This is a genomic window from Streptomyces chryseus (genome assembly GCF_014650755.1).
Lineage (GTDB): Bacteria > Actinomycetota > Actinomycetes > Streptomycetales > Streptomycetaceae > Streptomyces > Streptomyces chryseus.
In genome coordinates, this window is the sequence record NZ_BMVO01000001.1 from 90,216 (window position 1) to 115,706 (window position 25,491).

Annotated in this window: 24 protein-coding genes; 15 read left to right on the forward strand and 9 right to left on the reverse strand. The window is 73.2% G+C overall.

Going from position 1 to position 25,491, the window contains the following annotated elements:
- Positions 1 to 29: 29 nt before the first annotated feature.
- On the forward strand, positions 30 to 857 hold the full coding sequence (locus IE185_RS00455; protein ID WP_138896023.1) for a protein kinase family protein: 828 nt from the start codon (positions 30 to 32) through the stop codon (positions 855 to 857).
- Between the two features lie 341 nt (positions 858 to 1,198).
- Here IE185_RS00455 and IE185_RS00460 read toward each other — a convergent pair whose 3' ends face one another.
- On the reverse strand, positions 1,199 to 2,728 hold the full coding sequence (locus IE185_RS00460; protein ID WP_189714375.1) for an aldehyde dehydrogenase (NADP(+)): 1,530 nt from the start codon (positions 2,726 to 2,728) through the stop codon (positions 1,199 to 1,201).
- Positions 2,729 to 2,845: 117 nt separating this feature from the next.
- Between IE185_RS00460 and IE185_RS00465 the strand changes: the two genes are divergently transcribed.
- From IE185_RS00465 to IE185_RS00490, 6 genes are all read left to right on the forward strand, one after another.
- The gene (locus IE185_RS00465) at positions 2,846 to 3,616 is read left to right on the forward strand and encodes an IclR family transcriptional regulator (protein WP_138896021.1); all 771 of its coding nucleotides are present in this window, start codon (positions 2,846 to 2,848) and stop codon (positions 3,614 to 3,616) included.
- Between the two features lies 1 nt (position 3,617).
- Positions 3,618 to 4,097 (forward strand): GNAT family N-acetyltransferase, encoded by a 480-nt coding sequence (locus IE185_RS00470; protein WP_138896020.1) that lies wholly within the window; start codon positions 3,618 to 3,620, stop codon positions 4,095 to 4,097.
- Between the two features lie 79 nt (positions 4,098 to 4,176).
- Positions 4,177 to 5,355, forward strand: a complete 1,179-nt coding sequence (locus IE185_RS00475) for a hypothetical protein (protein ID WP_229843290.1) — start codon at positions 4,177 to 4,179, stop codon at positions 5,353 to 5,355.
- Positions 5,352 to 6,593, forward strand: coding sequence for a sensor histidine kinase (locus tag IE185_RS00480; RefSeq protein ID WP_229843291.1), 1,242 nt, complete (start codon positions 5,352 to 5,354; stop codon positions 6,591 to 6,593). Before IE185_RS00475 ends, IE185_RS00480 begins: the two co-directional genes overlap by 4 nt.
- Positions 6,590 to 7,249 carry a response regulator transcription factor gene (locus IE185_RS00485; RefSeq protein ID WP_138898353.1) on the forward strand — a complete coding sequence of 220 codons (660 nt, stop codon included), beginning with the start codon at positions 6,590 to 6,592 and terminating at the stop codon, positions 7,247 to 7,249. Before IE185_RS00480 ends, IE185_RS00485 begins: the two co-directional genes overlap by 4 nt.
- A gap of 100 nt (positions 7,250 to 7,349) precedes the next feature.
- Positions 7,350 to 8,801, forward strand: coding sequence for a penicillin-binding transpeptidase domain-containing protein (locus IE185_RS00490; RefSeq protein ID WP_138898354.1), 1,452 nt, complete (start codon positions 7,350 to 7,352; stop codon positions 8,799 to 8,801).
- A gap of 24 nt (positions 8,802 to 8,825) precedes the next feature.
- Here the strand turns inward: IE185_RS00490 and IE185_RS00495 are convergent, their stop codons facing one another.
- Complete coding sequence (locus tag IE185_RS00495; RefSeq protein ID WP_189714377.1) at positions 8,826 to 10,199, reverse strand: S28 family serine protease; 1,374 nt, start codon at positions 10,197 to 10,199, stop codon at positions 8,826 to 8,828.
- A 129-nt stretch (positions 10,200 to 10,328) separates the two neighbouring features.
- Between IE185_RS00495 and IE185_RS00500 the strand changes: the two genes are divergently transcribed.
- The 3 genes from IE185_RS00500 to IE185_RS00510 all read left to right on the forward strand — a co-directional run bounded on the left by IE185_RS00500 (position 10,329) and on the right by IE185_RS00510 (position 12,706).
- Positions 10,329 to 10,862: a SigE family RNA polymerase sigma factor gene (locus tag IE185_RS00500; protein WP_167519021.1), complete on the forward strand. Its 534-nt coding sequence runs from the start codon at positions 10,329 to 10,331 to the stop codon at positions 10,860 to 10,862.
- Positions 10,855 to 11,286, forward strand: a complete 432-nt coding sequence (locus IE185_RS33585; protein ID WP_189714379.1) for a hypothetical protein — start codon at positions 10,855 to 10,857, stop codon at positions 11,284 to 11,286. The genes IE185_RS00500 and IE185_RS33585 overlap by 8 nt, the downstream gene beginning before the upstream one ends.
- 103 nt (positions 11,287 to 11,389) lie before the next feature.
- Complete coding sequence (locus IE185_RS00510) at positions 11,390 to 12,706, forward strand: mannosyltransferase family protein (protein WP_373303671.1); 1,317 nt, start codon at positions 11,390 to 11,392, stop codon at positions 12,704 to 12,706.
- Positions 12,707 to 12,805: 99 nt separating this feature from the next.
- Here the strand turns inward: IE185_RS00510 and IE185_RS00515 are convergent, their stop codons facing one another.
- The 5 genes from IE185_RS00515 to IE185_RS00535 all read right to left on the reverse strand — a co-directional run bounded on the left by IE185_RS00515 (position 12,806) and on the right by IE185_RS00535 (position 18,484).
- Entirely contained in the window at positions 12,806 to 13,417 is a 612-nt protein-coding gene (locus IE185_RS00515) for a TIGR03086 family metal-binding protein (RefSeq protein ID WP_138899358.1), read from the reverse strand.
- A gap of 120 nt (positions 13,418 to 13,537) precedes the next feature.
- A complete protein-coding gene (locus IE185_RS00520) occupies positions 13,538 to 14,176 on the reverse strand; it encodes a GNAT family N-acetyltransferase (RefSeq protein ID WP_189714381.1) in 639 nt (212 codons plus the stop codon).
- Positions 14,173 to 16,236 (reverse strand): penicillin acylase family protein, encoded by a 2,064-nt coding sequence (locus IE185_RS00525; RefSeq protein WP_189714382.1) that lies wholly within the window; start codon positions 16,234 to 16,236, stop codon positions 14,173 to 14,175. The genes IE185_RS00520 and IE185_RS00525 overlap by 4 nt, the downstream gene beginning before the upstream one ends.
- A 122-nt stretch (positions 16,237 to 16,358) precedes the next feature.
- On the reverse strand, positions 16,359 to 17,534 hold the full coding sequence (locus IE185_RS00530; protein ID WP_189714384.1) for a hypothetical protein: 1,176 nt from the start codon (positions 17,532 to 17,534) through the stop codon (positions 16,359 to 16,361).
- Positions 17,531 to 18,484: a 5-dehydro-4-deoxyglucarate dehydratase gene (locus IE185_RS00535; protein ID WP_138897857.1), complete on the reverse strand. Its 954-nt coding sequence runs from the start codon at positions 18,482 to 18,484 to the stop codon at positions 17,531 to 17,533. Before IE185_RS00535 ends, IE185_RS00530 begins: the two co-directional genes overlap by 4 nt.
- A 223-nt stretch (positions 18,485 to 18,707) precedes the next feature.
- On the opposite strand from IE185_RS00535, the gene IE185_RS00540 reads away from it, so the two are divergent.
- From IE185_RS00540 to IE185_RS00550, 3 genes are all read left to right on the forward strand, one after another.
- Positions 18,708 to 19,517, forward strand: coding sequence for an NAD-dependent epimerase/dehydratase family protein (locus IE185_RS00540; RefSeq protein ID WP_138897858.1), 810 nt, complete (start codon positions 18,708 to 18,710; stop codon positions 19,515 to 19,517).
- A 64-nt stretch (positions 19,518 to 19,581) separates the two neighbouring features.
- Entirely contained in the window at positions 19,582 to 19,800 is a 219-nt protein-coding gene (locus IE185_RS00545) for a hypothetical protein (RefSeq protein WP_138897859.1), read from the forward strand.
- 43 nt (positions 19,801 to 19,843) lie between these two features.
- Positions 19,844 to 21,049, forward strand: coding sequence for a TerD family protein (locus IE185_RS00550; protein ID WP_189714385.1), 1,206 nt, complete (start codon positions 19,844 to 19,846; stop codon positions 21,047 to 21,049).
- Between the two features lie 19 nt (positions 21,050 to 21,068).
- Here IE185_RS00550 and IE185_RS00555 read toward each other — a convergent pair whose 3' ends face one another.
- Positions 21,069 to 21,296: a hypothetical protein gene (locus IE185_RS00555; protein ID WP_138898319.1), complete on the reverse strand. Its 228-nt coding sequence runs from the start codon at positions 21,294 to 21,296 to the stop codon at positions 21,069 to 21,071.
- A gap of 774 nt (positions 21,297 to 22,070) precedes the next feature.
- On the opposite strand from IE185_RS00555, the gene IE185_RS00560 reads away from it, so the two are divergent.
- Positions 22,071 to 22,958 carry a protein kinase domain-containing protein gene (locus tag IE185_RS00560; protein ID WP_138898318.1) on the forward strand — a complete coding sequence of 296 codons (888 nt, stop codon included), beginning with the start codon at positions 22,071 to 22,073 and terminating at the stop codon, positions 22,956 to 22,958.
- Here the strand turns inward: IE185_RS00560 and IE185_RS00565 are convergent.
- On the reverse strand, positions 22,924 to 24,360 hold the full coding sequence (locus tag IE185_RS00565; RefSeq protein WP_138898317.1) for an alkaline phosphatase PhoX: 1,437 nt from the start codon (positions 24,358 to 24,360) through the stop codon (positions 22,924 to 22,926). The genes IE185_RS00560 and IE185_RS00565 overlap by 35 nt on opposite strands.
- A 105-nt stretch (positions 24,361 to 24,465) precedes the next feature.
- Here IE185_RS00565 and IE185_RS00570 point away from each other — a divergent pair, with 105 nt between their 5' ends.
- Positions 24,466 to 25,269 carry an SDR family NAD(P)-dependent oxidoreductase gene (locus IE185_RS00570; RefSeq protein ID WP_138898316.1) on the forward strand — a complete coding sequence of 268 codons (804 nt, stop codon included), beginning with the start codon at positions 24,466 to 24,468 and terminating at the stop codon, positions 25,267 to 25,269.
- Positions 25,270 to 25,491: the final 222 nt, after the last annotated feature.

The following is a 25,491-nucleotide window of genomic DNA, read 5'->3' on the forward strand; positions in this document are numbered from 1 at the left end:
GGACCGGTCCCGCTGTTGGAAGGTGAAGCATGAATTTCGATGGCCCGTACAGCCCGCCGGACGGTGCGCTGCAACTCCTCAATCCGGGCCCCGCCGAACTGGTCATCAACCGGCGCGGGTCGTCAGTGTGGAAGGTCAAAACCGAGGCCGGTCCCTACGCGGTGAAAGTCGGCTACCCGAGCCGGACGCACGCATGGACCGCGCTTGCCCCTGCCCGTGAAGCCGCCGTTCTGCGACAGCTCACCCATGAGCGGATCTTCAGCGGGGAGTGGGAGCACGGCACATGGGGTGCTCAGCCGTGGCGGCGTGGCGACAGCCTCTATGACCGGTGGGCACCCTGTCGGGGCGGGGAGGCTGAGCCGAACCTCGGAGAGGCCCTTTCCTGCGCTGTGGCCCTGTCGGGACTGCACGGAATGGGGTGGGTGCACGGGGATGTGCAGCCCGCGCATTTCCTCCTGGGTGAGCTGGGCGGCGCGTTCCTGATCGACCTTGCGCTGTCCAGCGGAGGACGAATTCCCCGCGCCTATGACTTCCCGTACCGGGGCTGTCTCGTCCACTACGAAGCGCCGGAAATCTCGGCCAGCGTGTTGGAGTCGGGAGCGGCGACGCCGACACAGGAAGCGGACGTGTACGCGCTGGGGGCGGCACTGTTCATCAGCGCGACGGGTTGGCGGCATGTGGCTTACCCGGACGACGCGTCCCGGGAGGTTCAGCGGCGAGCCATCGTGGCGGGCTCTCACCGACCCGTGGACGTGCCCGGAGTGCTGGGCGGTCTCATCCCCCGCATGCTCAGCCATTCGCCCGCTGACCGGCCTACCAGCGCCGAGGTGTGCGAGAGGTTGAGTGCGGCCCTGTAGGGCTGGGTCCGGCCCCGTCTGTGCGCTGCCCCATGGCGCATCGGCGGGGCTTCCTCATGTTCGTTGCCGCTGGTCAACACCCCCGCGCCAAGCTGTGGTTCCGTTCATTCACGGGCAGGCGATGTCGCTCCAGATCTCGACGCGCATGTGCTTCTTCACTCCAGGCCAGGGGCCGTGTGGGGAGGACGGAGGGTGCCTCCGCTCCTGTCTCAACAGCTTGCCGGAGCGACTCATTCCCGGCCCTGTCAGGGGGCTCTCATGGAACTCTCGGGGAGCGGAGGGGCGGGGCGCCCTCGTGCGCCCCGCCCTACTCCTGCCGGCGCCCTACTCCTGCCGGCGCCCTACTCCTGCCGGTCGTTCACCCGGCGCGGCAGCCCCGCCGGGTTGTCGTCCCGCAGTTCGACCGGCAGCAGCGCCTGTGGCGTCGACTGGTAGGTGACCGGGCGCAGCCACCGCTCGACCGCCGTCGCCCCCACCGACGTGGACGTCGACGTCGTCGCGGGGTACGGACCGCCGTGGTGCTGGGCGGGCGCGACCGCCACACCCGTCGGCCACCCGTTCACCAGCACCCGCCCCGCGAGCGGCGTGAGTTCGGCGAGCAGCCGCGCCCCGGTGTCCCCGTCCCCCGCCAGCTCCTCGGTGGAGAGCTGGAGCGTGGCGGTGAGGTTGCCCGGGAGCCGGGAGAGCACCGCGCCGATCTCCGCCGGGTCCCCGTAGCGCGCGACCACCGTGACGGGGCCGAAGCACTCCTCCAGGAGCAGGTCGTGCGCCCCCTGTGCGGCCAGCAGCCGCGCCGGTACGGTCAGGAAGCCCGCGCTGACCGTGTGGTCCCCACCGGCGCCCGGGGTCACCGGGGCCTCGGTGTCCGGGAGGCCGGCCCGTTCGCGTACCCCCTCCACGAACGCGTCCCGCATGCGGTGGTCCAGCATGACGCCGGGATCGGTGTCGCTGAGGGCGGCGGTCAGGGACTTCAGCAGGCGGTCGCCGGAGGGCCCCTGGGGTGCCAGTACGAACCCGGGCTTCGTGCAGAACTGCCCCGCGCCCAGGGTCATGGAGCCCGCGAGCCCGGCCCCGATCTGCTCGGCCCGCTCCTCGGCGGCCGCCGGGGTGATCACGACCGGGTTGAGGGAGCCCAGTTCACCGTGGAAGGGGATGGGCGCGGGCCGCGCCGCCGCCGCGTCGAAGAGCGCCCGGCCGCCGCGTACCGAACCGGTGAAGCCGGCGGCCGCGACCAGCGGGTGGCGCACCAGCTCGATGCCGGCGTCGAAGCCGTGGAGGAGGATCACCACGTCCTCGGGCAGGCCCACTTGGGCCGCCGCCCTGCGCAGTACGGAAACGCACAGCTCCGAGGTGGCCGGGTGGTCGGGGTGCGCCTTGACGACGACCGGGCAGCCCGCCGCGAGCGCGCTCGCGGTGTCACCGCCGGGCACCGAGAAGGCGAGCGGGAAGTTGCTGGCGGCATAGACCGCGACGACGCCCAGCGGGATCTTGTAGCGGCGCATGTCGGGCCATGGCGGGGTCTTCGTGCCGTCTTCGTGGTCGATCCTGATGTCCAGGAAGGCGCCCTCGTCGACAACGTCCGCGAAAGCCCTGAGCTGGGCCGTCGTACGGGCGAGCTCGCCGGTCAGCCGCGTCGGGCCGAGCGCGGTCTCGGCGTCGGCCGCCTCGACGACGTGCCCCGCGGCCTCGTCGAGGAGCTGGGCGGCGGTACGGAGGAGGGCGGCCCGTACCGTGCGGTCCGCGAGGGCGGAGCGAGCGGCGTGCGCGGCCCGTACCGCGCGGTCCACCTCCGCCGGGGTCGCCTCGACCGCGACCTGCTCACGCGGCTTCCCCGTTCGGGGGTCGACACTCCAGACTGGTGTAGCTGCCACCGTGGCGTCCTTCCAGCTGTTCGATATTCTGAACAGAGTTCCTGATACTGAATATGCTGGGACTCTATTAACGGACGTTCTGAGCGGTCAAGAGTGGTCAAGAAGGGGCGAGGCTCAATGTCAACTGCCGATACGGGCGGTGCGCAGGTCAAATCGGCGGTGCGGACCGTGGAGTTGCTCGAATTCTTCGCCGGCCGCCCCGGCATGCACTCCCTCGCCGCCGTCCAGGAGGCCGTCGGTTACCCCAAGTCCAGCCTCTACATGCTGCTGCGCACGCTCGTCGAGCTCGGCTGGGTGGAGACGGACGCGACGGGCACGCGGTACGGCATCGGCGTACGCGCTCTGCTCGTCGGCACGTCGTACATCGACGGCGACGAGGTGGTGGCCTCCGCCCGCCCCACCCTCGACCGGCTCTCCGACGACACGACCGAGACGATTCACCTGGCCCGTCTCGACGGTACGAACGTCGTGTACCTCGCGACCCGCCAGTCCCAGCACTACCTGCGCCCCTTCACGCGCGTCGGCCGCCGGCTGCCCGCGCACTCGACGTCCCTCGGCAAGGCGCTGCTCGCGACGCACACCGACGAGCAGGTGCGCAAGCTCCTGCCGGAGACACTGCCGGCGCTGACCGAGCACACGATCACCGACCGCGAGAAGCTGATCGACGAGCTGCACCTCGTCCGCGAACAGGGCTACGCCGTGGACCGCGAGGAGAACACACTGGGTCTGCGCTGCTTCGGTGTCGCGATCCCCTACCGGACCCCGGCGCGCGACGCCATCAGCTGCTCGGTGCCGGTCGCCCGGCTCACCCCGGCGCACGAACAGATGGTCAAGGACGCCCTGTTCGACGCGCGGGACCGGCTGACGCTCGCCACCCGGAGGCTCTGACATGGCACTCGCCCCTGACGTGACGCTGCGCGAGGTCCTGCCGGACGACCTCGGTCTGTTCTTCGCCCACTTCCAGGACCCCGAGGCGAAGCGCATGGCGGCGTTCGGCCCGGCGGACCCCGTGGACCGGACGAGGTTCGACGCGCACTGGAAGCGCAACATCGCCGAGTACGTCGTACGGACCGTGCTCGCCGACGGCGAGGTGGCGGGCAGCGTCTGCGTGTACGGAGAGCCGGGCGACCTCCAGGTGACGTACTGGATCGACCGCGCCCACTGGGGCCGGGGCGTGGCCACCGCCGCGCTGCGCGTCGTGCTCGACCTCGTGCCGGAGCGGCCCCTGTTCGCGCGCGCGGCCGCGGACAACGCCGGGTCGGTCCGGGTGCTGGAGAAGTGCGGTTTCGCCGTCACGGGACACGAGCGCGGGTTCGCGAACGCGCGCGGGGCGGAGATCGACGAGCTGGTCCTCACCCTCACGGGCTGAGCGCTCTCCCCCGCGCGGGGGAGACGGTTCACCCGCACGTGGGAGGTGCGGGAACGTCCGGTCCGGGAGCGTGGACGTCATGACGGACACCACGCGTGCTTCCCGGCTCGGGGGCCATCGGCCCGCCTCCGACCCCGCGCCTGTACCTGCGACTGCCTCGGCTCCCGCACCTTCCGCTCTCCCCGCGTCCGCCTCGCCCCCTGTCCCGGCCGCTGCCTCGGCCCCCGCCGGGCGGCTGCGCGTCGTGCTGCGCGCGGCCGCCGTCGTCTCCTGCGTGCCGTACATCGCCCTCAAGGCCGCCTGGATCGCGGGCAGTCGCGTCGGGATCCCGGACGGCAGCGTGCTCCTCGACCGCCCCGCCCTGACGGCCGCCGCCAACAGCGCCACGTTGCTGATGGACGCGACCGTCGTCGTCCTGGCCCTGCTGCTCACCCAGGGCTGGGGCCGGCGTGTCCCGGCGTGGCTGCTCGCGCTGCCCATGTGGGTGGCCACGGGGCTGCTGACGCCGATCATGACGGGGTTCCCGCTGCAGGTCCTGGTGAAGGTGATCACCGATGCGCCGACCACACCGGCGGGCAGCGAACCGTTCCTCGACGCATGGGTCTTCGGCGTCGTCTACACGGGCTTCATCGTCCAGGGGCTCGCGCTGGGCACTCTCTTCGCCCTCTACTCCCGCGACCGCTGGGGTCATCTGTGGCGGGGCACGGTGGGGAGGCTGCCCCGCTCGGCCGTCGGCCCCGGGCTGAGGACGGCCGGCGTGGCCGCGTCCGTGCTCGCGGCGCTGGCCGCCGTTCCGCACGCGATGTGGGCCGCCGGCGCGACCACGGGGCTCAGCAGGAGCCGGATCGTCGGGCGCACGGCGGACTTCCGTCTCCTCGAAGGGACGTACGCGCTGTTCGCGGCGATGACCGCGGCCGGGGTCCTGGCGCTCGCCCTGCGGCGCGGCCGGCGCCTCGCGACGCGGACGCCGCTGGCACTCGCGTGGGTGGGTTCGGGTGCGCTCGGCTGCTGGGGCGGCTGGCTGCTGGTCGCCTCGGCGATGCCCGCGGCCGAGGGAGCCGATCATGCCCCCGCGGCGGTGACGCTGACCTACGCTGTGCAGATGATCGCCGGTCTCCTCGTCCTGGCCGTCGGCGCCCGCTTCCTGGGGAGGCGCGGGCAGGACGGCGCCCCGGACGGTACGGGGGCGGGGGCGGTACGGGAGGAGAGCCGGGCAGGCGGCCCGGCGCGGCGACGAATACGGGGACGCACGGCGTGAAGCGGTTGTTCGACGCGCGGGCGCGGCTGCGCTGGATCCATCTGATCCTCGGCGGCGCGCTGTCGATGCCGTACTTTCTGCTCGGCAGCGTCGTCGTCGGCCCGTTCCTCGGCCACGACAACGTCTTCACCTCCACCTCGCTCCAGTTCGCCGCGTTCGGCGTCGCCCTTCCGACCGCCGCCCTCACCGCGCTTTTCCCCCTGGTCAGGCCCCTGTCGGTGGGCGCGGTACGGGCGTTGTGCGCGGTGCCCGCCGGGCGACTGGCCGACGGGCCCGCCCGGTCGCGGGCGGCGCGGGTGCGGACCGCCGGCTGGTTCACGCTGCACCTCGGGCTCGGCGGCGTCATCAGCGGCATGACGCTCGCGGTGCCGCCGTTCGCGGGCGCGCTGATCGCCCTGCCGCTGATGACGTGGCTGCGCGACAGCCCGCTCGCCCTGCCCGAAGTCCTCACCCGCGCCTGGGGGCCGGCGCTCGCCCCGGTCGCCGGGTTCGCGATGCTGGTGGCGCTGGCGGCGTGTGCGGCGCTGGCCGGGGCTGTGCTGGCGCGCTCGGCGCCGGTGCTGCTCGGGCCGACACCGGCGGACCGGCTGGCGGCGGCGGAGCGGCGGGCCGCGGACCTCGCCGTGCGCAACCGGCTGGCCCGCGAGCTGCACGACTCGGTGGGGCACGCGCTGAGCGCGGTCACGCTCCAGGCGGGCGCGGCGCGCAGGGTGCTGGACAGCGATGTGGAGTTCGTACGGGAGGCGCTGACCGCGATCGAGGAGACGACGCGCCGCACGGTGGGCGAACTGGACGCGGTGCTCGGCCTGTTGCGGCAGGGCGAGGACACCGGCGGCGACCTGGCGGGACCCACCCTGGACGCACTGGACGACCTGCTGGCGCACAGCGGTGTGAAGGTCGCCTGCACGCGGGACGGCGATCCGGCCGCCCGGGCGCCGGACCCGGTGTCCCGTGAGGCGTACCGCATCGTCCAGGAGGGGCTGAGCAACGCCCTTCGCCACGGCGGCGCCGCACCGGTGTCGCTACGGATCGTCCTGCGGGGCGAGGAGTTGGAGATCGTGATGGAGAATCCGCTGCCCGACCGGGAGCCGGTGGTACGGCCCGGGGGCGGCCGGGGCCTGCCCGGCATAGCGGAGCGGGCCACTCTGCTCGGCGGCCACGCCGAAGCGGGCGCGCACGGCGACGTGTGGCGGCTCACGGCCCGCCTGCCGGCCGGCGGCGCGGGAGGCACGCGATGAGCGCGCCGGTCAGGATCGTGCTCGCCGACGACGAGCGCATGGTCCGCACCGCGCTGCGGGTGATCCTCGACGCCGAGCCCGGCCTGGAGGTCGTCGGCGAGGCGGCGACCGGCGCCGAGGCCGTGTCCGTGGTGCGGGAGCTGCGGCCGGACGTGGTCCTGATGGACGTCCGCATGCCGCAGATCGACGGCATCCGCGCCACCGAGCAGATCCTCGGCGGCCTGGAGAGGCCCCCGCGCGTGGTCGTCGTCACGACCTTCGAGAACGACTCCTACGTGTACGACGCCCTGCGGGCCGGAGCCGCCGGGTTCCTGCTCAAGCGCGCCGCCGCCGAGGACCTGGTCCAGGCGGTACGGCTGGTCGCACGCAGCGACTCGTTGCTGTTCCCCTCGGCCGTGCGCGCTCTGGCCGCCGAGTACGCCGGGCGGCAGCCCACGCCCCCGCCGCCCTGGGCGGCGCGGCTGACCGACCGGGAGGCGGAGGTGCTGCGGCTGATGGCGACGGGGCTGACGAACGCGGAGATAGCGGACCGGCTGCGGGTGGGCCCGGCGACGGCGAAGAGCCATGTGGCGGCCGTCCTGGCGAAGACAGGGGCGCGCGACCGGACACAGGCGGTGATCGCGGCGTACGAGTCGGGCTTCATCGCACCGCGCTGAGCCGGCGGGGCCCGGCGCGGGTGCCGTGCCGGATGAGGATGGTGTGAGAAGCGCGGCATGAGGGAACGCGGCCGGCCGTCCCGTTCGTCTCCCGTACGGGATGAACAAGACAATCAGGCGCGCTTCGGTCTTCTGCCTGCTGATGGTGCTCGCCCTGCTGGTGCGGATCACCTGGGTGCAGGCATATCAAGGCCAGGCCCTCGCGGACGACAAGCACAACCGGCGGAACGTCATCGCGCAGTACGCGCAGCCGCTCGGGAACATCATCGTGGCCGGTTCCCCGGTCACCGGATCCAAGAGGACGGAGGGCAGCGATCTCCAGTACAAGCGGACCTACAAGGACGGTGAGCTCTACTCGGCCGTCACCGGCTACAGCTCGCAGGCGTACGGGGCCACCCAGCTCGAAGGCATCTACAGCGACGTCCTCGACGGGACCGACTCCCGGCTGAAGAACCCGGCCGACCTCGTCATGGGCAGGCAGAGCGACCCCGGCGACGTCGTGACGACCATCGACCCCGCCGTGCAGAAGGCGGCGTTCAAGGGGCTCGGCGACAAGAAGGGCGCGGCCGTCGCGATCGACCCGGCGACCGGGGAGATCCTGGGCATGGTGTCCACGCCCTCGTACGATCCGTCGGAGATCAGCGGTACGACGGACGGCGACGCCTGGCAGCGGCTGACCGGCGACGAGGACAAGCCGATGGTCAACCGGGCGCTGCGGCAGCCGCTGCCGCCCGGCTCCACGTTCAAGCTGGTGGTCGCCGCGGCCGCTCTGGAGGACGGTCGCCACGGGTCGGTCGACGAGCGGACGGACAGCCCGAACCCGTACACGCTGCCCGGCACGCGGACCGTCCTCCGGAACGAGAACGCCTCCGCGCCCTGCGAGGACGCGACGCTGCGCACCGCGCTGAAGTACTCGTGCAACAACGTCTTCGCGAAGCTGGCCGTCGACCTCGGCCAGGACAAGGTGAAGGCGATGGCGGAGAAGTTCGGCTTCAACACCGAGAAGCTCGATGTGCCGGTGCGGGCCGCGCGGAGCGTGTACCCGTCCGGGATGGACAAGGCGCAGACGGCGCTCACGGGCATCGGCCAGTTCGACGTCACGGCGACCCCGCTGCAGATGGCCATGGTCTCGGCGGCCCTCGCCAACGGCGGCGAACTCGTGCCGCCGCACATGGTCTCCAAGGTGACGGACGCGGACGGCGACACACTGGACGATCTCGGCGACGCGGGCGGCGAGCGGGTCGTCTCGCCCGCCACCGCCGAGCAGCTGCGCAGTGCGATGGTCACGGTCGTCCAGGACGGCACGGGAACGAACGCGCGGATCGGCGGCGCCGAGGTCGGCGGCAAGACGGGCACCGCGCAGCACGGCGTGGACAACAGCAAGACGCCGTTCGCCTGGTTCACGTCGTACGCGAAGGACGAGTCGACCGGCAAGGAGGTGGCGGTCGCGGTCGTCGTGGAGGACTCGGGGGCGGCCCGCTCGGAGGTCAGCGGCAACGGCCTGGCGGCCCCCATCGCCGAGAAGACGATGAGGGCGGCGCTCAGCCGATGACGCGGGGCGCTGGGCCGGGTGTGTCTACTGACCGGCCCAGCGCCTGACCGTGGCCTGCGCCTCGGCCCGCTCGGCGGGCGTCAGCTTGGAGATGAGCGCGCCGTGGTTGGTGTCCGGCGCCACGTAGAGGTGCGAGTCGTTCTTGCTGGGCTTGAACTGTTCGGCGCTCCACGGGTCGTTCTGCCCGTACACGAACATCATCCGCTCGCCGCGGGTCGCCACCCAGCGGTCGACGTCCTTGATGACGCGGCCGTCGTACGTGGTGCGCATGTCGGCGGGCAGGACCGAGTTGGGCTGGTAGATGTCCGGGTACTTGCGGACATCGCGCAGGTGCTTGAACTTCAGGTCCGCCCAGCCGAGCTGGGCTGCCGCCTGCCGGTAGTACGGGCCGCTGCCCTCGGCCCCGTTGCCCTGGTCGGCGTAGATGCTCAGTCCGTGGTTGACCGACCATCTGTACAGCTCGTCGTCGGTCGCCTTCTCGGCGTCCGGGACGGTGGGGCAGTCGGTGTACGTGCCGCTCTGCCAGAAGTTCCACACCTGGTCGAGCACCGAGAACTCGAAGGCCCGGTCCGCCGAGCCGAGGTAGGCGAAGGTGAGGCCCTGCTCCTTGGACGTGGCTTCGAAGCGCGACAGCATCGCGTCGCGCCGCACGAGCATTTCGCGCTGCACGGCGTCCAGGGCGGCCCGGCACTCCGGCGTGCCGACCGTCTTGAAGAAGTTCTCGTAGACACTGTCGTCGCGGTTGTTCGCGTCGTTCGGAGCGACGTACGCGACGACGGCGTCCAGGTCGCCGGGGTAGAAGCGCTCGTGGTAGACCTGCGTCATCCCGCCCTTGCTCGCGCCGGTACCGATCCACTTCGCCGTGTAGACGCTCTTGAGCGCCTGGACGATCGCGTGCTCGTCGCTCGCCTGCTGCCAGACGTTCAGGTCGTCCCAGTCGACCGCGGTGGGGCGCGAGGTGTTGAAGTAGCGGTGTTCCACGCTGACCTGGTTCGCACCGAGCAGCGTGGTGATCTCGCGGGTGCCCGAGGAGAGCCCGTATCCGCCGGTGTAGTGCACGACCGGCGCCGTCTCGGCCTTGTGCCACAGCGTGAACCGCTGCTGAATGGTGCCTCTGCCGGGGGCGCGGTGGTCGACGGGCTGGGCCAGCGTGAGCGTGTAGAAGGGGAAGCCGCCCTTGTCGGCGACCGAAACGACCGTCAGTCCGGGGATGCGCTCCAGCTTTTCGCGCACGCCGTCGGCCGCGACCGGTGTCGCGGAAGCCGTGGATGCCGGCGGCGCCGGGGGTGCGCCGAATGTCGTCGCGTGGGGGGCGGCGAGGGCGGGCGAGGCGGCCGACAGACCGGTTGCCGCTATGAGACCGGCACACAGCAGGGAAGGCAGGACCTTGGTGCGCACGCTGAAGTCCCCTCGGCCGGAGATGATGCGATGGATGCGACGCGCCGCATGGTATGCGCTTTCGCACTGTGATCGGCCTCACTCCGGATCTTTGACTTCCGTGTCAACCGGATGCGGGCTCCCGGGCGTATGCCCGGTGAGACCGAAGAGATCCAGGAGTGGTTGTTGACCGTCGAGGAGTTTGAAGAGTTCTACGCGCATACGGCGTCCCGCCTCATCGGGCAGCTGTACGTGATGCTCGGCGATCTGCACGAGGCCCAGGACGTCGTGCAGGAGGCCTTCGTCCGGGGCTGGACCCGGCGCCGCCGGCTCGACGGCGGCGCCGAACCCGAGGCGTGGATCCGCACCGTGGCCTGGCGGCTGGCGGTGAGCAGATGGCGGGTGCGCCGCCGCTCGGCGGACGCCTGGCAGCGGCGCGGCAGCCCGCCGTCCGAGCCGGGGCCCGGCCCCGAGCAGGTGGCGCTGGTCTCTGCGCTGCGCGAACTCCCGCCCAGACAACGGCGGACGGTGACACTGCACTACGTCTGCGACCTGACGGTCGCGCAGATCGCCGCCGAGACCGGCCTGTCCACCGGCACCGTCAAAACGCACCTGGCCCGAGGCCGGGCCGCGCTCTCCCACCTTCTGCAGGATCCCCGCGCCGAGGAGGCCTACGGTGCCTGAGCCCCATGACCCGCTGAGGAACGCGTTCAAGCAAGCGGCCGTCGCCGGACAGGCGCAGGCGCGGCCCGTCCCCGCCTCGCTGATCTCCGAACGCGGCACCCGGCGTCAGCGGCGACGGCTGGCGCTGGTGGCCGCCACCGCGTGCCTGGCCTTCGCCGGTACGGGCGCCGCGGCGGTGGCCGCGCTGCTGCCGGGCGGCGACCCGGGCACCGGCGTCCCCGCGTCCAGCCCCTCCGGTCCCTCCTCCGAACTGCCGTCCGTGCTGCCGTCCTCCCCGCCCGTTTCGTCCTCCTCGTCATCCCTCACCCGCACCACTCCCCCGGCGACCTCCGTGCCCCCGCGCGCACCGGCCGGAACGGTCTCCGGGACGCCGACCGCACCGCCGACCGGCGGCGCCACCGACACGCAGCCGCCCCCGGACTGACCCACTCCGAGCCGCACGCGCCCCACCGACCGCCCTCCACCTGCCCGCCGCATCGCCGCAGGGTGATTCCGCATGCCCCGATGCCCGCCCCAGGAGTACGACCATGGCCACCTCGACCCCTCTGCGGCCCCCCGAGCAGCCCGCCCACCCTCCCGTACGCGGACCGTCGGCCACCGGCACGCCGAACGGACGCATGCCGTCCGAACGCCGGCGGCCCGGGCGCCGGGGGCCCGTGTTCGGGCTGTTCGGGGCCCGCCGCTCCGGGTTCCGGCTGGGGCACGACGACCGGAACGTCCTGCTGCTGTACGTCCTCACCCGCGTCGGCGTCTGGACCACCGCGTACTGCGCGCGGTGGCTCTTCGCCGAGGACCGCCGGGCCCGCGAGGCGGGCACCGCGTTGTCGTCGTGGGGGCAGTGGGACTGGTGGCACTACCTGCACATAGCGCAGGAAGGTTACTTCCCCGGCGGCGCCGGACCGGGCACCCAAGGCTGGGACAACAGGGAGGCCTTCTTCCCCGGCTTCCCGCTCGTCCTGCGGGCCGTGCACGTCGTGATCCCCGACTGGTCCGTCGCCGGCCTGCTGATCTCCTTCGTCTCCGGGGCCGTCGCCGTCCTCGCCCTCGCCCGGATCGCGCGCCTCCACGTGCGCGACGCGGACAGCCCTCTCGGGCAGCGCGCCGTGCTGTTCTTCCTTCTCTCCCCCTGCGCGGTGTGCCTGGCCGCCGGCTACACCGAGTCGCTCTTCCTCGCCCTCGCCCTGCCCGCCTGGCTCGCGGCCCGGCGCGGCAACTGGGCGCTCGCCGGCATCCTGGCCTGCCTGGCCACGGGCGTCCGGGTCAGCGGCCTGTTCCTCGCCGCGGCGATCGCGGCCCATTTCATCGCCGCGGCGGACCTGCGCGAGCAGTGGCGCTCGATCACCTGGATCGCGCTGCCCGCTCTGCCCGCTCTGCCCGCTCTGCCCGCGGCCGTCTACACCTGGTACCTGCACGCCCACACCGGCGACTGGATGGCCTGGAGCCACGCCCAGGAACGCGGCTGGTACCGCGACTTCCACACCCCGTGGGAGGCATGGCAGAACACCTGGAAGGCCGCCTTCACGCACACCCAGTCCACCGGGTACGCCGTGATGTTCCAGGCCGAACTCGTCACCATGGTCGTGGGGCTCGTCCTGCTGGGAGTGCTGCTGAGACGGCGCAAGTGGCCGGAGGCCGTCTACACCGCGCTCAGCCTGTGGGCGCTCGGCACGTCGTACTGGTACACCTCGGTCCCCCGCGCCACGCTGCTGTGGTGGCCGATGTGGGTGATGCTCGCCGCGTGGAGCCTGCGCCGCCCCTGGGTGCGCAGCGCGTACCTGTGCGTGGTGGCGCCCCTGTCGACCGTGCTCGCCCTCACCTTCCTGACGGGACGCTGGGCGGGCTGACCGCCGTCACGGCGTCGTCCGAGGCTTCGTCACGGCGACTCCGACACACGCGTCACGGCGACGGCCGAGGTACGCCGTCACGCGTGCGGCCCCGGTCCGTCACCCGGCGGGCCACGCCGGGCTGCGGCCCGCGCGCCCGACGACTCGGTCGAGGAGCGGCGCGTCCCGCGGCACGTCGACGGGCGTTCCGAAGATCCCGTCGCCGCCCGGATCGTCCTCCGTGGGCTCCAGCAGCTCGTACGACGACTGGAGGGCGGCGGTGTCGGGCGCGTACGGCCGGCCGAGGGCGCGGGCCAGGTCCCACCCGTGCACGACGAGCTCGTTGAGCGCCACCCGCCCGGCCACGTCACCGGGGAGGGTTACCCCGCCCGCCTGGGTGGTGCCCTGCCAGGCGTCTGGACGGCGCCAGGCGGCGACGAGTTCGTCGAGCTGCCGCGGCAGGCGTGCCCGCCAGTCGTCGCCGAGTACGGGCATGGCCCCGCCCGGGGGTGTGCCGGTCGTCGGCCCCATTCGCTTGCCCGCCGCGTCGCGGAAGGCGGCGGTCAGTTCGACGAGGTGCGCGAGGAGGTGGTGCACGGCGTACTTCTCGCAGGGGGTGGGGGCCAAGAGCTGCTCCTCCCCCACCTCTTCGAGCAGCTGGGCGACCTGGCGGGCGGCCGGTGCGAAGTCGATCACGGCCGGCGTGGGGAGCGTGGGGTCTTGGGCGGTCATGGCGCTGCCTCCGGTGAGCGGACGATGCCTGCGCAGTAAGGACCGCCCGGGGACCGGGAACTCATCGGCAGACCCGCCGTCGGACCCGTCCCGCCCGCGTCGCCCCTCCCCCGGTGCCGGTCAAGCGGGGCGGTACGCCTCGAACGCCGTCCGGGTCAGGAAGGCGAGCCGCGCACGCTTCTCCGGCAGGAAGACCTCCGGGAGGTCGATCTCCGGCATCACGATCTCCGGGCCGAGCTCGAACCCGGCCCGCTCCAGCAGCGCCACCGCCTTGGCGTTGGCGGCGTCCGGCTCCGCCACGATGCGCCGGTGCTCCGGGTCCGCGAACACGAAGTCGATCAGCGTGGCCAGCAGGTGCCCGGTGAAGCCGTGCTCGGGAGCGGCCCCGCCCGTGGGACCGACGAGGATGTGCACCCCGAAGTCCCCCGGCCGGGCGTCGTAGCACTCGCTGACCCGGTCGGCCTCGGGGGCGTACGTCTGGAACAGCGCGACGGGTGCGTCGTCCCGCAGCACCAGGTAGCCGTGGTGGGTGGTCAGGGAGTCCAGGTGCGCGTAGATCTCCTCGACCTGTTCGACGGTCGTCCCGCCCATCCCCCAGAACCTGGCCCGCTCCTCGGTGACCCAGCCGTGCAGCAGCCGGGCGTCGCGCCCCGGGTCGACGGGGAGGAGGCGGACCGTGCCGAAGCCTTCGATGTGCCGCTCGTACGCGCTCTGCTGTCCGTACACGGTCTCGGCCGCGTCGATCGGGGGCGTGGTCATCGGGACTCCTTGGTGAGACGGTTCCAGTCGGTGGTCACGGGCACCAGCCCGCCCCGCAGCCACACCGGCAGTTGGTCGCGGTGGTGCGCGTCGCCCGGTACGCCGGACGCGCCGAGCGGCACCACCCACAGGCTGTCCTCGCGGCGCGCGAGGTCCCACACGTAGCGGGCGGCCGGTCCGCGCGCGCACAGGTCGGTGACGCCGGGCACGCTGGACGTGGACAGCACGCAGTCGTGGTCTCCCGCCACCCCCGGCCATCCGCCGGGCGGTGCGGAGGGCAGCGCCTGCCACGGCGCGAGGCGGTGTACGTCGCCCCAGGCCACCGGGGCCACGTCCGTCGCGGCGACCGCCTCGACGGCGGCCGCGACGACGGCGGGCCGGTCGATGCCCGGCAGCAGATGGGTCGTCAGCAGGGTCTCCAGCGCGAAGCCGACCCGCCCGGTGAGGGCGAGCCACGGCAGGAAGACGCCGGGATACGCCGGGTCCGCCACCGGCTCGGTCAGCGCGGCCAGCTCCGGGTGGGCGGCGATCCGCCGGACCACCTCCGTCCGTACGGCGGCGTAGACGGTGGCGTCGGTGCTGTCGGCCTCCATCCGGCGGTCCCAGCGCAGGAGGCGGTCCCGCAGCCGCGCCGCCCGCGCGCTGAGCCCTTCGAGGCCGGCGAGCAGCTCCAGCAGCGGCCGGGCGGACGCGAGATGCGTGTCGGTGTGCACGCCCGCCATCTCCCCGGCGGTCCACGCCTTCGACCCGCCGAGCAACTGCCCGATGCGGTCCGCCCGGTACGGCGGAGCGAACTCGACGCCGAGCGGCGCGGCCAGTCCGCGCTGGTTGGCCATCACGGCGACGCCGTCGACGTCCGCGCGGGGCAGCGGCAGGTCCTCACCGCGCCAGGTGTACGCCGCCTCCCAGGCGGGTACGACGCGCAGCCCGTTGTCCCGGTGGCGCAGCGGGACGCGGCCCGCGACCCGGTGCAGCAGGCCGCCCTCGGTGTCGGCGGCCTGGACGACGTTGACCGGCTCGACCCACCGCGCGAACGCCCGGTCCACGTCGGCGACGGTGCGGGCCCTGAGCAGCGCGGGCAGCGCGGCGAAGCCGAGGTCCCCGTACACGCGCGTCGGGCAGCGCAGGCTGACCGTCAGGGCCTCGCCGGGGCCGCCGATGACGACAGGGCCGCGCTCCGTCTCGACGACCTCCGTATCGACCGGGTCGCCGCCCGCCACCTCGACGGTCTCGGTGTGGACGGCGGCGGGCCGCCATCCGTCGGGGCCGAGGGCCTCGACGCCTGCGCCGTCGGGTGTGCGCCGCAGGCGCTCCCGGTAGAGGTCCTGGTAGTCCGCCATGGCGTTGGTGATGGCCCACGCGACGGTGGAGGTGTGGCCGAAGTGGGCGATGCCGGGGACGCCGGGGACGGCGAGGCCGACGACGTCGAACTCGGGGCAGGCGAGGCGTACCTGCTGGTAGACGCCCGGGTCCTCGATGAACCGGTGCGGGTCTCCGGCGATCAGCGCGGCGCCGGTGGCAGTGCGCTCGCCGGTGACGAGCCAGCCGTTGCTGCCGGCGGTGCCGGGGCCGTCGGTGGCGAACAGGCTGATCGCCTCGTCGCCGAGCCTGCGGGCGACCTCCTCGCGCCACAGCTTCGTGGGGAAGCCGGCGAAGAGGATGTGTGTGGCCAGCCAGATCCCGAGCGGCGTCCACGGCTGCCACGTTCCGGGGGCGAGTCCGGTGGCGGCGAACTCCGGGGCGCGGCGGGCCCCCTCGGCCAGCCCCGCGTTGACCCCGTCGACGTAGCGTGTGATCCAGGCGGCGGTGTCCGCGTCGAGGGCGCGGAAGCAGCGCCGGGCGGTGTCGTCCAGGCGGGACCTGCGGGCGAAGACGTCCCAGCCGACGGCGTCGGGGCCGAGGAAGGCGGCGGTGGTGCCCTGGGACCGGTGCCGCTCGACCTCGATCTGCCAGGCGCGGTCGGTGGCGGCGTTGCGGCCCTGCGCGAACGCGAGGTCGTGCGCGGTGGCGGCGCGGAGATGGGGGATTCCCCAGGCGTCCCGGAAGACCTCGGTGCTCACGTTGTTCCCATCCGATTCCACTGGCTTTAGGTAAGGCTGGCCTAACTTAAAGCACGCCCCGCCTGGGAACCAACCCGGGGTCGCCCTCCGGGGCGCCGCGCGGGCCACGGGCCGCCACCCCCTCACACCCTCCGCAGGGCGGAGCGTACGAGCCCCAGGTCGTCGTCGGATGCCAGACCCGCGTGGTACAGCCGCAGTTCGGTCGCTCCGAGGGCGGCCGCGCGGGCGGCGTCCCGGGCGAGCGTGGCGGGGCTCGCGCCCAGGCCCGCGACGATGCCGAAGTTGGCGGCCACGACGGTCGCGCCTCCCGGGCGGCGGTGTTCCGCGAAGGATGCGAGCAGCTGCGGCCCCCCGGCGCAGGGCACCACCACCCCGTCCGCGACGCCGAGGATGTGCCGGGGCCCGACCCCGGCGTTCGCCCCGCAGTGGTACGCCGAGGGGTCGGCGTGCAGCAGCACCTGGAAGCCGGGGGGTGCGGCGGCCCGTACGGCCGCGACGGCCGCTTCCTGGAGCGCACGGGCGGCCCGGATGCGCCACGCGAGGGTCGCGGCGGCGACTTCGGCGCCCAGCAGCTTCTCGACGGACGGCCATCCGGCGTCGGCGGACCCGGTGGCCCAGACCGGGCCGAGTGCGCTGCGTACGGCCTCCCGCAACGCGGTGGCGTCCAGGCCGTGTTCGCCGTACCCCGTCCCGCAGTCGGGGCAGAAGCAGAGCGACATCAGGTACTGCGCCGCGTCGCCGAGCTCCACACCGGCGGTCTTGTCGTGGGCGTGCAGATGGGCGAGGCCGTACCAGCCGCACGACTCCAGCTCGGTGCCGCGCGTTCCGGGACGTACGGCCGCCTCCGCCGCGAGGCCGGTGAGGTAGGCACGGACGGCTGGCTGGGCGATGCAGGGCGCCCAGGGGTAGCGGTCGCCGTACGCGTTGACGACGGAGGTGTCCGGACGCTCGGCGCCGAGGCGGGAGTTGTGGGCGAGGACGACCCAGGAGTGGACGTCGAGCCCGGCCGCCGCGAGCGCCGCGGCCGCCTCGCCGTACGGGTCGGCGGTGGACGCCCAGTCCCCGGCGGCGTACGGCCGAAGGCTCCGCCCCGTCCAGCGGGCTTCGTCCACGGGGTAGAGCACGGCGGCGTGTTCGGCGGTGACGATCCGGTGGCGGGGGTGGCGCGGGGTGAGCGCCCGGGTCGAGTGGTAGGCGGACGCGAGGGTGACCTGCTGGACGCCGAGGTCCGCGACGCGGGCCGCCGCGTCGGGGTCGCCGACGACGTCCCACGGGTAGAGGAAGGCGCCGGCCCTCACGCGCGCCCACCGCCGCCGGGGGCGCCGATCAGGGCCCGGCCGCGCTCGATGAGCTCGGCCAGCGCCTCGACGTGCGCGGGGTCGGGTTCGCTGAGCGGCGGCCGCACTTCGCCGACGTCCAGGCCCCTCAGGCGCACGCCCGCCTTGACGAGCGAGACGGCGTAGCCGCGGCCGAGGCCGCGCAGGGCGACGAGCGGGGCGTAGAAGCCGTCGAGCAGGCGGTTGACGGTGTCGTCGTCGCCGGTGTTCAGGGCCCGGTGGAAGGCGAGGGCGATGTCGGGGGCGAAGCAGAAGACGGCGGAGGAGTAGAGGGTGACGCCGATGCCCCGGTAGGCGAGGCCGGTGAGTTCGGCGGTGGGCAGGCCGTTGAAGTAGAGGAAGGGGTGCCCGGGGGGCAGTTCGCTCCGTACGGCGCTGATGATCCGCTGCATCAGCCCGAGGTCGCCGTGACCGTCCTTGAGCCCGATGACGCCGGGCACCCGGGCGAGTTCGACGACGGCGGCGGGGGTGAAGACGGCGTTGTCACGCTGGTAGACGATCACGTCGAGTGAGGTGGCGGCGGCCAGTTCGGTGTAGTGGCGCAGCAGTCCCCGCTGGTCGGCGGCGACCAGGTACGGGGGCATGGCGAGCAGCCCGTCCGCGCCCGCATCCTCGGCGGCCCGCGCGTACTGGACGGCCAGCGCCGTGCCGTAGCCGGCGCCGGCGACGACGGGGACCCGCCCGGCCGCCTCCTCGACGGCGGCGGCCACGCAGGTACGGAACTCCTCGGGTGTCAGGGCGTGGAACTCGCCGGTGCCGCAGCAGGCGAAGACGGCGGCGGCGCCGTCCTCGATGCCCGCGCGTACGTGGGCGCGGAAGGCGTCGACGTCGAGGGCGCCGTCCGGCCCGTACGCGGTGACGGGGAAGAAGAGCAGGCCGTCGAGTCGGCCGGCGAGCGGGGCTGAGGTCACGGGCGCTCCCTGTGCGTGCACAATTATGATCCGCGTCTATATCCCTGAACGCCGTCACGCTAAAGCAGCCACCTGGGGGCGGTCAAGACAAGAAACGCCAAGCGGGAGACGGATTGCGCGCCTCCGCGCGACACTTGACGGGGCTCGCCGCCGCTCCCTAGCGTGTCCACACATGTGAATCCGGTCCACGGATACGTACTACGCTGCCCGAGGAGACCCGCCGATGCCCGCACCCCGCACCGTCCTGCTGACCGGCGCCGCCGGAGGCGTCGGCACCCTGATGCGCGGCCTCCTGCCGGCGTACGGCTACACCCTGCGCCTCTTCGACGCCACGCCCATAGACGGCGAACCGGACGCGGTCACCGCCGATCTGGCGGACAAGGAGGCGCTGCGCGAGGCGGTGCGCGGCGTCGACGCGGTCATCCATCTCGCGGGCATCTCACTGGAGGCCCCCTTCGAGAAGATCCTGCGCGCCAACATCGAGGGGACGTACAACCTCTACGAGGCCGCCCGCGCGCAGGGCGTGCGGCGGATGGTCTTCGCCTCGTCCAACCACGCGATCGGCTTCACCCCGGTGCCCGCCCAGGGCGCACCGCTGATCCCCGTCGGCGCTCCGCACCGCCCCGACACCTTCTACGGCCTGTCGAAGGCCTTCGGCGAGGACCTGGCGCAGCTCTACTGGGACCTGCACGGCATCGAGACCGTGTCGGTGCGGATCGGCTCCTGCTTCATGGAGCCCACCTCGGTCCGGATGCTGTCGATCTGGCTGAGCCCGGGGGACGGCGCCCGCCTCTTCCACGCCGCGCTCACCGCCGAGGACGTGGGCCACACCGTCGTCCACGGGTCCTCCGCGAACACCCGCCTGTGGTGGGACCTGGACTCCGCGCGGGCCATCGGTTACGAGCCGCAGGACGACTCCGAGCAGTACGCGGAGAAGCTCGTCGCGGACCAGGGCGAACTGGACCCGTCCCACCCCGACCACGCGCACCTGGGCGGACCGTTCTGCACCGACCCGCCCCAGTGGCCCTACTGACGGCGCCGGGCCCGCACGGCCGGCCGGCGGAGAATACGGCGACGGGGGCGGGCACCATACGGTCATGCCACGCCCCCACGGATTCAGGTACGAGCGGTTCGCCGACGGCACCGTCGCGATCACCCACCACAGACGCCCCGCGGGCACCCTGCGGGGCGCTCGCGCGCAGAGGTTCCTCGCCGAGGCCGAGGCGGGCGACGGCCAGCTGGTCATGGCGCGCTGGACCGGGGCGTACAAACACGGCAACGAGCGGGTGGCGAAGAATCACCCGCGCAACGGGTGACGGGCAAGGGAACGGCAAAGCCGCCTCGGTCGTTAGCTTTGGCATGACCGCAATGACCCCCGGCTCGAACATCCCGCTCCCCACCGCCCGCGTGGCCGTGGATGTCGCCGCCCCCGTGCGGCTCGACGTATCGGGCCTGCTGCTCACCGCCGACGGCAAGGTCCGCTCGGACGACGACTTCATCTTCTACAACCAGCCCACAGGCCCCGGCGTCACCTACCGCTCCGGCGGCGGCACCGCACCGGACGCCATCGTGGTCGACACCGCCGCGGTCCCGCCGGGCATCGAGAAGATCGTGGTGACGGCGAGCCCGGACGCCGCCGGGCAGACCTTCCAGGGCGTCGAGCCCACCGCCACGGTGCGGGGCGACGACGGCGCCGCCATCGCGACGTTCACCCCGCCGCAGCTCGGCTCCGAGACGGCACTGGTGATCGTGGAGATCTATCTCCGCAACGGCGCGTGGAAGGTGCGCGCGGTGGGCCAGGGTTACGCCAACGGGCTGGCCGGCATCGCCACGGACTTCGGCGTCTCGGTGGAGGAGCCCGCCGCCCCGACGCCCGCCCAGGCCCCCGTGGCCCCTCCGGCGCCCGTGGCGGCCGACCCGCGGGTCGCGGCCGCCCCCGCCGCGCCCGTGACTCCCGCCGCCCCGCCGGCGCCCCCCGCCGCGAGCGGCAAGGTGAACCTCGACAAGGGCCGGGTCAGCCTCCAGAAGAACCAGACGGTCTCGCTGGTCAAGGGCGGTCGTCCGCTGCTCTCCCAGGTCAAGATGGGCCTCGGCTGGGAGCCGGCGTTCCGGGGCAAGGACATCGACCTGGACGCGTCCGTCATCGCGTACGACGGGTCACGCAAGCACATCGACAGCTGCTACTTCGGCAAGCTGTCGATCCTGAGCGGCGCGATCAAGCACTCCGGCGACAACCTCACCGGCGAGGGCGCGGGCGACGACGAGGTCATCACCGTCGATCTCGGCCGCATCCCGCCGGAGGCCACGGGCCTGGTGTTCACGGTGAACTCCTTCACGGGGCAGAAGTTCACCGAGGTGGCCAAGGCCTACTGCCGACTGCTGGACGCGGCGACCGGTGAGGAACTGGTCCGCTTCGACCTGACGGGCGCCGAGCCGCAGACGGGAGTGATGATGGCAAAGCTGATCAAGCAGTTCTCTGGCGAATGGGAAATGACCGCGATGGGCGACTTCGTGAAGAGTCGCACCGTTCGCGGCATGGTCAAGCCGGCAGCCCAGGCCCTCTAGCGCTCGTACGCGGGCAGGGCTAGAGCTTGGTCAGTTTGGTGAAGGGGCTCAGGATGCGGCCCTGTCGCCCGGCGAAGTCGATGAGAACGGCCGCCTCGCCTTCGACGGCGACGACCCTCCCGAGTCCGAACTGGTCGTGCGAAACCCGGTCGCCCACCTCGAAGACCTCAATCGGGGGGGCGTCCGCGGCGGGGACGTTGAAGGGACTGGACGGCAGGTAGCGCCGGGCTCCGGCTGACTTTGTCATTAGTTGAGAGTATGCGCCCCGCGAGGCCGCCACGCCATGCCCGTCCATGATCACTTCGCCCGGAGCCGGTCGGCGGCCGTGTCCGGCCCGGGCGGCGGCACCCCGTGGATCGCCCGGCCCACAAGGCCAGAGGCCGTGTGCGGCGCAGCGGTTGCGCACGCAGCGTGACCGGGCCGGCACCGGCGAAATTCACAGGGAAGACGGAAGTCTCCGCCACCGAAAGGCCGGTCTCCGGTCCCGTCGCCGGGCCCCGTCGCCGGGCGCGGCCCGCTCGTCGGCGGCGACAACCGGGCGCCGAGCAGGCGCCGAACACACGACGAACACACGTGCCCGTCCCCAAGGACTCTGCGGCGAAACGAAATTGGCGACACCGGGCAGAAAGGACGCCCGGGAAAAGCCCGACGGGAGTGGGAAATGCAGGCGAATTCCCAAGGGAAGCCCCGCGCGAAACACGGGCGCCGACCGCCGTCCCGGCCGTGGACAAGCCGCATAACCGCTGATCAGAGGCCCTGATCTCGTCGCTCTCCGGAGCCGGCGACTCCATGCGCGGACTCCGCTCGGCGCCGGGGAATCATCCGGTGCCCGCCCACCGGAAAACCACGCCCAGGCGACCGGAGTTCCACGGTGGCGGTGGCGTCAATTCGTGCGGTACGGGAAGCCTGAAGGCCAGTTGTTTTCCCCGGGACGCAACCGCCCGGCCGCCGGACGCGTCGCAGAGGGCGTCCGGGACACTGGGTCACGATCACGATCACGTACGACCGGAGGGACCACGGCATGGCCGAGCGCGCGGAGTACCGGACCGTCTCACTGATCGGTGAGGGCGGTACGGGCCGTGTGCACCTGGCACGGGACCCCGCCGGGGGGCTGGTCGCGCTGAAGACCGTCCACGACCGGCTGACCGCGGCCCCCCGGTTCCGCGAGCGCTTCCGTCGCGAGGCCGCCGCCGCCCTGCGCGTGCGCGGGCCCTTCACCGCGACGGTGGTCGACACCGGCACGGAGGACCGGCAGCCCTGGCTCGCGGCCGAGTACTGCGCGGGCCCGCCGCTGGTGGAGGCCATCACCACGGCGGGACCGCTGGGCCCGGCGGACCTCGGCACGTTCGGCTCGGCGATCGCGGTGGCCCTGTCGGCGATCCACGGCGCCGGGCCGGCCCTGCTGGACCTCAAGCCGGCCCACGTCCTGATCACCCACCGCGGCCCGAAGATCGTCGACTTCGGCACCGTCGGCCGCTCGGCCGGTCTCGACCCGGCCGGCCACGGCTTCCTGGGCTTCGTCGCCCCCGAGGAGCTGACCCCGGGCAACCGGGCCGACACACCCGCCGACGTCTTCGCCCTGGGGGCGCTCCTCGCGCTGTCCAGTACCGGGCGCAACCCGTTCGGGTCGGGCAGCGCCGCGCAGGTGACCGAGCGGACCTTGCGCGACGCCCCCGATCTCGTCGGCGTACCGGGCGGCGAATGGCCCGGTTTCCTCGCCGCCTGCCTGGCCAAGACCCCGGCCGGCCGGCCGAGCATGCCCGAGGCCCTCGCCTGGTGCGCGGAGCGTGCCGCCGCCGTGCCGTGGTGGGAGCAGGAGCTGGTGGCCGACCTGATCCGCGAGCACGAGGGCGAGCTGGCCGAACTCCTCGCCGTCAGTGAGAACGGCGACGCCGCCACGGACCGGTGATGGCGACCATGATGCCCGGGGTCTGGATGCTGGCGTAGAGCGTCCTGCCGTCGGGAGAGAAGACGACCCCGGCGAACTCGCTGAACTCGGGCTCGGCCTCGCTTCCCACATTCAGGTCGTTGCGGGCGATGGGGTACGTGCGGCCGCTCTCGGTGGCGCCGAAGAGGTGCTGGCCGCCCTCGCCGTCCTCCGCGAGGACCAGCCCGCCGTACGGCGAGACGGTGATGTTGTCCGGGCCGTCGAACTGTCCGCCCGTGCCCAGCAGGACCTTCAGCGTGAGCGTGCGGCGCCTGGGGTCGTAGAACCACACCTGGCCGTCGTGCGGCTCGCCCGGGCTCTCGTCACGGGCGTACGAGGAGACGATGTACGCGCCGCCGTCGGCCCACCACATGCCCTCCAGCTTGCGGGCGCGCGTGATGTCCCCGTCGTCGAACTGCTCGCGCACCGGGACCGTGCGGCCGTCCCGGTCGGGTACGTCGATCCAGTCGACGCCGTAGACCGTGCCGATGCGGGTGGCGCGCGACAGGTCGTCGACGAACCGGCCGCCGGAGTCGAAGCACTTGGTGGCCTGGAGGACGCCCGCGTCGTCGGCGAGCCCGCGCAGCTGCCCCCGACCGTGCTTGAAGCCGTGCGGCGGGACCCAGCGGAAGAGCAGCCCGTTGGGCTGTGAGGCGTCCTCGGTGAGGTACGCGTGGCCGCGCTTGGGGTCGATGACGACGGCCTCGTGGTCGAAGCGGCCGAACGCCTTGATGGGCCGGGGGTTCCGGTTGGCGCGGCGGTCGTACGGGTCGACTTCGAAGACGTAGCCGTGGTCCTTGGTCATGCCGTTCTGGCCGGCCCGGTCGGAGTTCTCCTCGCAGGTCAGCCAGGTCCCCCAACTGGTGCTGCCACCCGCGCAGTTGGTGGAGGTTCCCGCGATCCCCACCCACTCGGCGACCTCGCCGCCCCGGTGCACCTCGACGACCGTGCAGCCGCCGGACGCGGCCGGGTCGTACACCAGGCCCTCGGCGAGCGGCACGGGGTGCTTCCACTTCGAGCGCGCGCCCTTGAGCTCGTGGTTGTTGACGAGGAGCGTCGTGCCGCGCGGGCCGTCGAAAGCGGCGGTGCCGTCGTGGTTGGACGGCGTGTACTCGCCGGATTCCAGCCTGGTGACACCGGAGTGCGTGATGATCCGGTACGAGAAACCCGCCGGGAGGGCCAGGATGCCCTCGGGGTCGGGGACGAGCGGCCCGTAGCCGGGCCCGCCCTTGCCGGCCTGCTCACCGGTGGCGTCGGTCTCCGCCGGCTCGTCGGCGGCGAGGGCCCCCGGTGCGGTGGCGAGCGCGCCGACGGTGCCGACGAGGGCGACCGAGGCGCCCGTGAACGCGGAGCGTCTGGCGAAGTCCCTGCGGGTGATCGTCATTCGTACCTCCTGAGGCCCGTGAGGGGCACGTGTTTTCGGGGTCAGGCTCGCGCGCGCGTATAAACGGGGGCTGAACACCGCCCGTCGTCCGAGAGGCCACCCGTCATGCACCTGCCCCCGCACGCGCCGCCGCAGCCGCTGCCCGGCCTGCAGGCCTCCGGCCGCCGCGTCCTCGTCAGCGGCGCGTCGCGCGGTCTCGGCCGCGCCGTCGCCCGCGCCTTCGCGGCGGGCGGCGACCGTGTCGCGGTCCACTACGGCTCGCGGCGCGAGGACGCGGTACGGACCCTGGAGGAGCTCCCCGGTGCGGGCCATGTGCTCGCCGGCGGCGACCTGTCCGACCCGGCGGGCGCGGCGGCCGTCGCGGACCTGGCGGCGGAGGGGCTCGGCGGCATCGACGTGCTGGTGAACAACGCGGCGGTCAACGAGCGCCACCCGCTCGCAGAGACACCGTACGACGCGTGGGCGGCCGTGTGGCAGCGCCATGTGTCCGTCAACCTGCTCGCCACGGCCAACCTCAGCCATCTCGCGGCCCGCCGCATGATCGACCAGGGGACGGGCGGACGGATCGTCAACATCGGCTCACGCGGCGCGTTCCGCGGGGAGCCCGATCACCCGGCGTACGGAGCGACGAAGGCGGCGGTGCACGCGCTCGGCCAGTCGCTGGCGGTTTCTCTGGCGCCGTACGGCATCGGGGTGGCGTCGGTGGCGCCGGGCTTCTTCGACACCGAGCGCGTCGCGCACCGGCTGAGCGGCGCGGAGGGCGAGGCGATCCGCGCCCAGAGCCCGTTCGGCCGGGTCGCGACGGCGGAGGAGATCGCGGGGGCGGTGGTGTGGCTGGCGTCGCCGGGGGCCGAGTGGTCGTCCGGAGCGGTACTGGATCTCAACGGCGCGTCCTACCTCCGGACTTGAGGGGTTCGCCGCGGTGAGTGCGCGGCGGGCCGGCCGGCTGGACGTACGGGTGGAGCCACAGGCCGGGAGGAGGCGGGGAGGGACGGGGTGAACAGGGGGAAGCAACCCTGCCGGGCCACCCGCTCTCCCCTCCGCCCGTCCCCGGCCGCCCGCTCGCCTTGTCCGTCCCGGGCCGCCGCTCTCCTTGTCCGTTCCAAGGCCGCCCGCTCGCCCGCCCGTCGC